The sequence below is a fragment of the Sorangiineae bacterium MSr11367 genome, assembly GCA_037157805.1.
Taxonomy (GTDB): domain Bacteria; phylum Myxococcota_A; class Polyangia; order Polyangiales; family Polyangiaceae; genus Pendulispora; species Pendulispora rubella.
This window is the reverse complement of sequence record CP089983.1, coordinates 7279893-7287500: the sequence shown is the minus strand read 5'-3', so window position 1 is coordinate 7287500 and position 7608 is coordinate 7279893. Positions and strand designations below refer to the sequence as shown.

Annotated in this window: 6 protein-coding genes and 2 rRNA genes (1 of these 8 cut by a window edge); 5 read left to right on the top strand and 3 right to left on the bottom strand. The window is 64.0% G+C overall.

All coding sequences use genetic code 11. The annotated features are described in order from the left end of the window. Both LVJ94_28200 and rrf read left to right on the top strand, forming a co-directional pair. Positions 1-419: ribosomal RNA gene (locus LVJ94_28200) — 23S ribosomal RNA — on the top strand (it extends 2541 nt beyond the left edge of the window). A 131-nt stretch (positions 420-550) separates the two neighbouring features. Continuing rightward, positions 551-667 (top strand): 5S ribosomal RNA (gene rrf / locus LVJ94_28195). A 24-nt stretch (positions 668-691) separates the two neighbouring features. On the opposite strand, the gene LVJ94_28190 is transcribed toward rrf, so the two are convergent. Next, positions 692-1066 carry a hypothetical protein gene (locus LVJ94_28190; GenBank protein WXB00794.1) on the bottom strand — a complete coding sequence of 125 codons (375 nt, stop codon included), beginning with the start codon at positions 1064-1066 and terminating at the stop codon, positions 692-694. Positions 1067-1179: 113 nt separating this feature from the next. Here LVJ94_28190 and LVJ94_28185 point away from each other — a divergent pair, with 113 nt between their 5' ends. Both LVJ94_28185 and LVJ94_28180 read left to right on the top strand, forming a co-directional pair. Beyond that, the gene (locus tag LVJ94_28185) at positions 1180-2235 is read left to right on the top strand and encodes a hypothetical protein (protein ID WXB00793.1); all 1056 of its coding nucleotides are present in this window, start codon (positions 1180-1182) and stop codon (positions 2233-2235) included. A gap of 97 nt (positions 2236-2332) precedes the next feature. After that, positions 2333-2959 carry a glutathione S-transferase domain-containing protein gene (locus tag LVJ94_28180; protein ID WXB00792.1) on the top strand — a complete coding sequence of 209 codons (627 nt, stop codon included), beginning with the start codon at positions 2333-2335 and terminating at the stop codon, positions 2957-2959. 150 nt (positions 2960-3109) lie between these two features. Here the strand turns inward: LVJ94_28180 and LVJ94_28175 are convergent, their stop codons facing one another. Then, positions 3110-3451 carry a beta/gamma crystallin-related protein gene (locus LVJ94_28175; GenBank protein ID WXB00791.1) on the bottom strand — a complete coding sequence of 114 codons (342 nt, stop codon included), beginning with the start codon at positions 3449-3451 and terminating at the stop codon, positions 3110-3112. 179 nt (positions 3452-3630) lie between these two features. Here LVJ94_28175 and LVJ94_28170 point away from each other — a divergent pair, with 179 nt between their 5' ends. Then, positions 3631-5937: a DUF5110 domain-containing protein gene (locus LVJ94_28170; GenBank protein WXB00790.1), complete on the top strand. Its 2307-nt coding sequence runs from the start codon at positions 3631-3633 to the stop codon at positions 5935-5937. Here the strand turns inward: LVJ94_28170 and pruA are convergent, their stop codons facing one another. Next, positions 5938-7572, bottom strand: coding sequence for an L-glutamate gamma-semialdehyde dehydrogenase (pruA, locus tag LVJ94_28165; protein WXB00789.1), 1635 nt, complete (start codon positions 7570-7572; stop codon positions 5938-5940). Positions 7573-7608 lie beyond the last annotated feature (36 nt).

Here is a 7608-nt window from a genome sequence, read left to right as displayed (position 1 = left end):
GCGGAGTGGTTTGGCACCTCGATGTCGGCCCATCGCATCCTGGGGCTGGAGCAGGTCCCAAGGGTTCGGCTGTTCGCCGATTAAAGCGGTACGCGAGCTGGGTTTAAAACGTCGTGAGACAGTTTGGTCCCTATCTGCCGTGGGCGAAGGATACTTGAGAGGAGCTGACCATAGTACGAGAGGACCTGGTTGGACGCACCTCTAGTGAGCCAGTTGTCACGCCAGTGGCACAGCTGGGTAGCTATGTGCGGAACGGATAACCGCTGAAAGCATCTAAGCGGGAAGCCGGCCTCAAGACAAGGTATCCCAGGCGCAAGCCTCTAAAGACCCCTTGTAGACTACAAGGTTGATAGGCTGGGGATGGAAGTCATGTAAATGACGGAGTCGACCAGTACTAATAGGTCGTGCGGCTTGACCATGTCTCTAAGGCAAACACTTGAGTTCGCACCCAGGATTGGGTTTGCGAAGCTCGTTTTGCTAGCACCCGTTTCGAAAAGACGATCTTTTCACTGAGCAACAGACACGCTCGGAAACGTGGACACCCACAGTTTCCGGTGGTGATCTCGAAGAGGCCACACCCGATCCCATCCCGAACTCGGAAGTTAAGCTCTTCGGAGCCGATGGTACTGCACGGGAAGCCGTGTGGGAGAGTAGGACGCCGCCGGGATTTTCTTATGAGGGCTCGAGTCGATTACGACTCGGGCCTTTCTTTTTTTGTCTTCCAGCGGCATTGCCGGCACACGGGCTCGTTGCGGTCGTTCCGCGCAAGTTCGGACCGATGCACGCTGCGTTGGCACTTGGCGCACGGGACCAAGCCCCGAACCAGCGGCGGCGGCGGAGCCGTGGCTTTTTCGAGCTCGGCGTATTCGCGCTCGAGGACCTCCCGCCGAGACGTTTCGTCGCCCGGATCGTACGCTCGGAGGATCTGTTTTCGAGCGTCTTCGATGCCGCGGCATCGGCGGCACACGAGTGAGCCATCGTCCGAAAAGAGGATCTCGCTGGACGGCACCTTGGCGGAGCACGCGGAGCACGTCGGAAGTGGCGTGTAAGGATCCCGGTACGGCATGGTTCGGTGGATGGACGATACCAAGAGGCGTTCGGTGCCGAAGGGCCTGTTTTTCTCTCGTCCATGACGGAAGCTGCCTCGACGCCACAAGACACCTCCGAAACGAGGTGACGATGAAACGTACATGGCGTGTTCGTGCTGCTGGGATGATCGCCCTTGGCGTGATTGGCTGCTCGGCGACCCACGAAGTGGACCCCAGGGTCGATGAGGGCGACGTGCAAATTCCCAACGGCGCCGTTGGCGACGCGGGCGACGCCGGGGTGGACTCTGGGCCGTCATGCGGGCCCGATCCCGGAAGCACCGATGCGGGACCTGGAAGCACCGATGCGGGGGCGAACGTCGATGCGGGATCGAGCTCGGATGCCGGGCCCGCCGATTCAGGCGTTTTCTGCCATGGGCGGGCGTTTTCGCTCGCACTGACGATTCCCATGCCCTCGAACTACGTGCTCGCGGGCTTTGCCGCAGGGGCATACGAGCCAGGTCTCGTGTTCGTGACCAACGCGAGCCCGGCACTGGCGCTCGCGCATCCGATCTCGCGGCTCGTCGCCGGCGACATGAGTTTGCCGAACTACGGCTCCCCGAAGGAGACGCTGTACAAGCCGCAGGCGAAGACCATCGGCATCGTGGGGCCGGAGGGCGCAACGTGGCTCTTTCCGTGGCGCCTCATGGAAGGGGCCAGCACCGCATCGAGCCTCCCCTATTACATGGTGAGCGGTTCGGACGGCCCGAATGTGGAAAATCGCACGAACAACTTGCCCGCGCTCGGTCCGGGGACGGTGCTTTCCGCCAGCGATGGGCGAAACGACGAGTCGCAAGCCCTGCGAAACGGTGCAGAGGTCTACGTCTGGTCCGGCTCCAGCAACACATGGACGCGGGTGGCATTGCTCGGTGCCGATTCGTCGGGCTGGAAAGGGCTCGCCATCATTCAGCCGGCTTACGGCAACTCCATCACGGGGCGTTACATCTTCACGCAGGCCAAGGTCACCGCGGGTGGTGCGGGCATCGTGGAGCAATATTGGCCCAACGCACTTCCGAGCAGCGCCGGAGCTCCCACGGTCGTCTCGCCCGTGACCGATGCGGTCCCCGTCGGCGTGCGCGCCAACGGGTGCGAACTCTACGCCATTCGCGGAACGCCCGGCGCCTTCTCGGTGCTCGTGTTCCGTCGCTGAGTCCCACAGCGATCCCGCGAGGAGTTGGAACCGACCCCGCGCATTCGATGTAGGCGCGCTCGCCCCGCCACGCGTCATGTTATGCGAAGGTTAAGCCATGGTTGCCAAGCCCGTCATCGTCGGTCGTTCGAGCTCGCACTTCACGCGTGTGGCGCGCATCTTCGCGGCGGAATTGGGGGTCGCTTGTGACCTTCGTGTGGTGCACGACCTCATGTCCGCCGATGCGGCGGACTATGGCGGCAATCCCGCATTGAAAATGCCCACGCTCGTGACGTCGCATGGAACCTGGTTCGGTGCTCTCCCGATTTGCCGTGAGCTTGCGCGTCAATCGAGCCTGCGATTGCGCATCGTGTGGCCGGAGGATCTCGACACGCCGCTGCTCTCCAATGCGCAGGAGCTCACGGTGCACGCCATGGCCATGGGCGTCTCCCTGACCTTGGGCAAGGTTTCCGGTGTACCGGTGGACAATGCCCATCGTCTCAAGATGGAACGTAGCCTTCTCAGCACGCTGTCATGGCTCGATGCGAATGTGGCCGAGGCGCGCAGTGCGCTGCCTGCAGAACGCCATCTCTGTTTTCTGGAGGTGACACTCTTCTGCCTCACGACCCATTTGAAATTTCGCGACACCGTGCCCACTGCCTCGTATTCGTCGTTGAACGCTTTTTGTGAGTCGTTTGCGGCGCGTTCGTCCGCACGCGCCACCGAGTATCGGTTCGACGCGTGAGTAGCTATTTCGTATAACACTCGCCCCATGCCTCGCTGGTTTTCATTCGTCGACGAATCGGACCGCGTCGTTCGACGTCCTCGTGGCGACGTACGCACGTCTTCGTGCGGAACGACGGGCGCGGTGTCGAAGTACGACGTGCTGCGCTGATCAGAATCGAATCGACGAGATCCGATCGCCCCAGCCAAAGTCGTGCAGGTTGGGGACGTCGCAGGTGAATCGGCGGGAGTCGCCCCTGCAGTCCTCGTGCTCGTAGACCGTAATCTCGCCGTTGCACGCGATGGATGACACGCGGTCGTTCACGTTCTCGGGCACGTTCGCACACTTTCCATCGCGTTCGGTGCGCTGTTCGCGCGTCCCGCGGAAGCTGGCGTCCGTGTACAACGTGACGGTCGTATCATCGTTGTCATCCAGGTGGATGTTGCACGCCATGGTGACGAGGGAGGCTGCGGCCAAGAAGAGACCAAGGATGCTCTTAAGGGTGAGGTTCATTTGTGCTCGGTTCACGGTGTTCGCTCCGATTTTCAGCATGTGTGCCCACGTCATGGCCGTCCGTTCAAACATTCTCGACGGGACGTGAATTGACAGGCCCAGCGGACTCGGCGTAGTTAAACGAAAGATAACGAAAGTAATCGACGTTAAACGAAAGAGCTGAGGCCGAGGAGGTTCCGATGCGCACCAGGGATGCGGCACCGTTCGTGGTTATCGTGATGAGTTCGTTCGCCTGTCAATCGCCGCCGGCCGCGGAGTCGGCGCTGGCGCATGGTGATGCTTTGACGACGACGTTGGGGGATCTCACGGCGATCGCGCGGCAGGGAAGCGCGTTCATGCTGACCGCGGGCGCCCATAAGGTGCGCGTTCGGTTTCTGCAGCCGGACGTCTTTCGCCTGGAGCTCGCGCCCGGGGGCACGTTCTCCGATCCGGTCGCGGGCAAGGTGCTGACCCGCACCGACTTTGGGGCGGTGACCGCGTCGTATTCCGATGCCGGTGCCTACTACCGCATCGAATCGGACGCGCTCGTCCTTCGCGCGTACAAGAAGCCGCTGACCTTTGCGCTCTACGAAAAGGACAACAAGACGCTCGTCTGGAAGGAGCAATCGGGCCTGACGTGGGACGAGCAGGGGACGGAGCAGCGGCTCGTTCGCGCGGCCGACGAGCAATTTTACGGCGGCGGGCTTCGTCTCGGCGCGTGGGCGTTGCGCGACCAGGTCGTGCCCATTCGGGTGTTCAACAGCTGGAAGGAATTCGAGAACGCCAGCCCGGCGCCCTTTTACATGAGCACCGCGGGCTACGGGGTCGTGCGCAACACGTGGGCGCCCGGTCGCTACGATTTCGGCTCCACGGTGGCGACGCAGCACGGCGAGAAGCGATTCGACGCCGTGTACTTCGCCGGCGGCGGCCTCAAAGAGGTTCTCGATCGGTATACCGACGTCACGGGGAAACCGTTTCTCGCCCCGATGTTCGGATTCGAGATGGGCAATGCGGATTGCTGGAGTACGTACAATACCGATCCGGAGCAAGGCCCGGTCAATCGGCCCGGGCACCTCAAGACGCCCGACGTTCTGGCCTATTCGAAGGCCGCCCGTGAGAGCGATATGCCGTCAGGCTGGTTCTTGCCCAACGACGGATACGGCTGTGGGTACGAAGATTTGGCACCCACCGTCGCGTCGCTCCACGAAAAGGGCTTTTACACGGGTCTTTGGACCAGCACGGGGCTCGCGAATGTCGACTGGGAGGTGGGCACGGTCGGCACGCGGGCCATCAAGACGGATGTCGCGTGGATCGGCGACGGGTACGAATTCGCCTTCAAGGGCGTGGAACAAGCCGTCGCGGGCATCGAAACGAACAGCGATGCGCGGCGCTTCGTCTGGACCGTGGACGGGTGGGCAGGCACGCAGCGCAACGCGGTCGTGTGGACCGGCGACACGTATGGCAATTGGAACGATATGCGCTTTCACGTGCCGGCCATCACCGGTGCCGGGTTGTCGGCACTCAATTACGCGAGCGGTGACGTCGATGGGATTTACGCGGGCAGCCCCGACACGTACAGCCGCGATCTGCAGTGGAAGGCGTTTCTTCCGGTTCTCATGAGCATGTCGGGATGGGGCGCGGTGAATCCGGAAACGGGATACCGCGACAAGCAACCGTGGCGTTTCGACGAAGCGCACAAGGCGATTCATCGCAAATACCTGAAACTGCGCGAGCGTCTGCTGCCGTACCTCTACACGATGAGCCGCGTGGCCCACGAGACCGGCGTTCCCAGCACGCGCGCGCTGGTGCTCGAGTATCCCAAGGATGCCAAGGTGCGCGACAACACGACGAGCCAGGAGTTCATGGCGGGCGACGCGTTTTTGGTCGCGCCGGTCACCGAAAATGCGACCACGCGGAGCGGGATTTACCTGCCGGCGGATACGTGGGTCGACTACTGGACGGGCGCGGTTCGCAAGGGGCCGGTGACCGTGGACAATTACCCGGCGCCGCTCGATACGTTGCCGCTCTTCGTGCGCGCTGGTTCGATCGTGCCCATGTGGCCGCAGAAACTGCACTTCCGCGAGGTGTCGACCGGGCCGTTCGCCTTCGACATTTACCCGCCCGCCCCGGGCCAGCGTTCGTCGTTCACCCTTTACGAGGACGACGGTCTGACCCGCCAATACATCGACGGCAAGTTTGCCAAGCAGCGCATCGCCGTCGACGTTTCGTCGAACGGAGGCCTCGTCGTTTCCCTGGGCGCGAGCCAAGGCGACTACACGGGAAAGCCGGAAAGCCGCCACTACGAGCTGACCCTCCACACCGCATCGCCGGCCACCCGCATCGACATGGCCGGCACGCCGCTCCCGCGCCACCGTACGAAGGCCGCCTACGACGCGGCCCCCGACGGTTGGTACTTCGACCCCGCCGATCGCGGTGGCCTCCTATCCATCAAGACCCCCGACCTGCGCCTGGACACCGCCTCGACGGTGTCCATCTCGCGCCGGTGATCACTCTTCGGACATGGACGGGTAGGGAACGGTCGTGGGGGGGACGAAGGTTTCTTTGATGGTCCGGGGGCTGGCCCAGCGCAGGAGGTTGTAGGCGCTGCCGGCTTTGTCGTTGGTGCCCGAGGCGCGGGAGCCGCCGAAGGGCTGCTGGCCGACGACGGCGCCGGTGGGCTTGTCGTTGATGTAGAAATTGCCGGCAGCCTGGCGGAGGCGGGTGGTTGCCTTGGCAACGGCGGAGCGGTCGCGGGAGAAGATGGCGCCGGTGAGGGCGTAGGGGCTCGTGCGATCGACCAGATCGAGGGCGGCCTCGAAGCCGTCGCCGGCGTCGTCGTAGACGTGGACACCGAGCACGGGGCCGAAGAGCTCCTCGGCCAAGAGGGCGTGGCCCGGATCGGAAACTTCGACCAAGGTGGGGCCGCAGAACCAGCCCTTTTCACGCGACCAGCCGTCGCCGGCGAGGATCTTCGCCTTAGGATCGCTGGCCAGGCGATCGCGCCAGCCGGAGAGGCGCGTCCACGCGCGCTCGTTGATGACCGCGCCCATCAAGTTGCGGAAGTCGGTCACGTCGCCCATGCGGATTTGCTTGATGTGATCGATGGCCAAGTCCCGCACCTTCGGCCAGATCGAACGCGGGATGTACGCGCGGGATGCGGCCGAGCACTTCTGCCCCTGGAACTCGAAGGCGCCGCGCACCAGGCCGACGGCCAGCGCTTCGACCTCGGCCGAAGGGTGCGCGAGCACGAAGTCCTTGCCGCCGGTTTCGCCGACGAGGCGCGGGTACGTGCGGTAGCGCGCCACGCTTTCTCCGACGGTGCGCCAGATGGATTGGAACACCGTGGTCGAACCGGTGAAGTGCACGCCCGCGAGCTCGGGCCGCGCGAGGCAGGTGCCGGCGATGGTGGCGCCGTTGCCGTAGACGACGTTGATGACGCCGGGCGGCAAACCGGCGGCTTCGAAAAGACGCATCGTGTGGTACGCGGCGAGGCTCTGGTTCTCGGCCGGCTTCCACACCACGACGTTGCCCATCAGCGCGCACGCGGAGGGAAGGTTCCCCGCGATGGCGCTGAAGTTGAACGGCGTGATGGCGAGCACGAAGCCCTCGAGCGGACGAAGCTCGAGCGCGTTGGAAATGCCGGGCGGCGAGATGGGCTGCTCTGCCAACCGCGAGGCGTACGCCACGTTGAAGCGCAGAAAATCGATGAGCTCGCACGCGGCGTCGATCTCGGCCTGGTACGCGGTCTTGCTCTGGCCGAGCATGGTGGCCGCGTTGAGGACCGAACGCCACGGGCCCGCGAGCAACTCGGCGGCGCGCGTGAAGATGCGGGCGCGCTCCTCGAACGAGGTGGCGGCCCATGCGGGCGCGGCGGCGAGCGCTGCGTCAATCGCCTTGGTCGCCACCGCGGCCCCGCCATCGTGGCACGTGGCGACGAGAAGGCTGTGGTCGTGCGGCGCACGAACCTCGTACACCTCGCCGTCCCGCAGCGCTTTGCCTGCGACGACATGCGGCACATCGGGGCGCTCGCTGGCCATGCTGGCCAGCCGTGCCTTCAAGGCGGCACGTTCGGCCGAGCCTGGCGCGTAGTTGAGCACCGGTTCGTTGGCGGGGAGGGGCCTCGGTAAAGACGCGTCGAACATGGTGGGACGGTAATCCGAACTTCGCCCATTGGCTAC

Coding starts and splice junctions, on each gene's coding strand:
- LVJ94_28190 (WXB00794.1), bottom strand. CDS start 1,066: ATGCCGTACCGGGATCCTTACACGCCACTTCCGACGTGCTCCGCGTGC.
- LVJ94_28185 (WXB00793.1), top strand. CDS start 1,180: ATGAAACGTACATGGCGTGTTCGTGCTGCTGGGATGATCGCCCTTGGC.
- LVJ94_28180 (WXB00792.1), top strand. CDS start 2,333: ATGGTTGCCAAGCCCGTCATCGTCGGTCGTTCGAGCTCGCACTTCACG.
- LVJ94_28175 (WXB00791.1), bottom strand. CDS start 3,451: ATGAACCTCACCCTTAAGAGCATCCTTGGTCTCTTCTTGGCCGCAGCC.
- LVJ94_28170 (WXB00790.1), top strand. CDS start 3,631: ATGCGCACCAGGGATGCGGCACCGTTCGTGGTTATCGTGATGAGTTCG.
- pruA (WXB00789.1), bottom strand. CDS start 7,572: ATGTTCGACGCGTCTTTACCGAGGCCCCTCCCCGCCAACGAACCGGTG.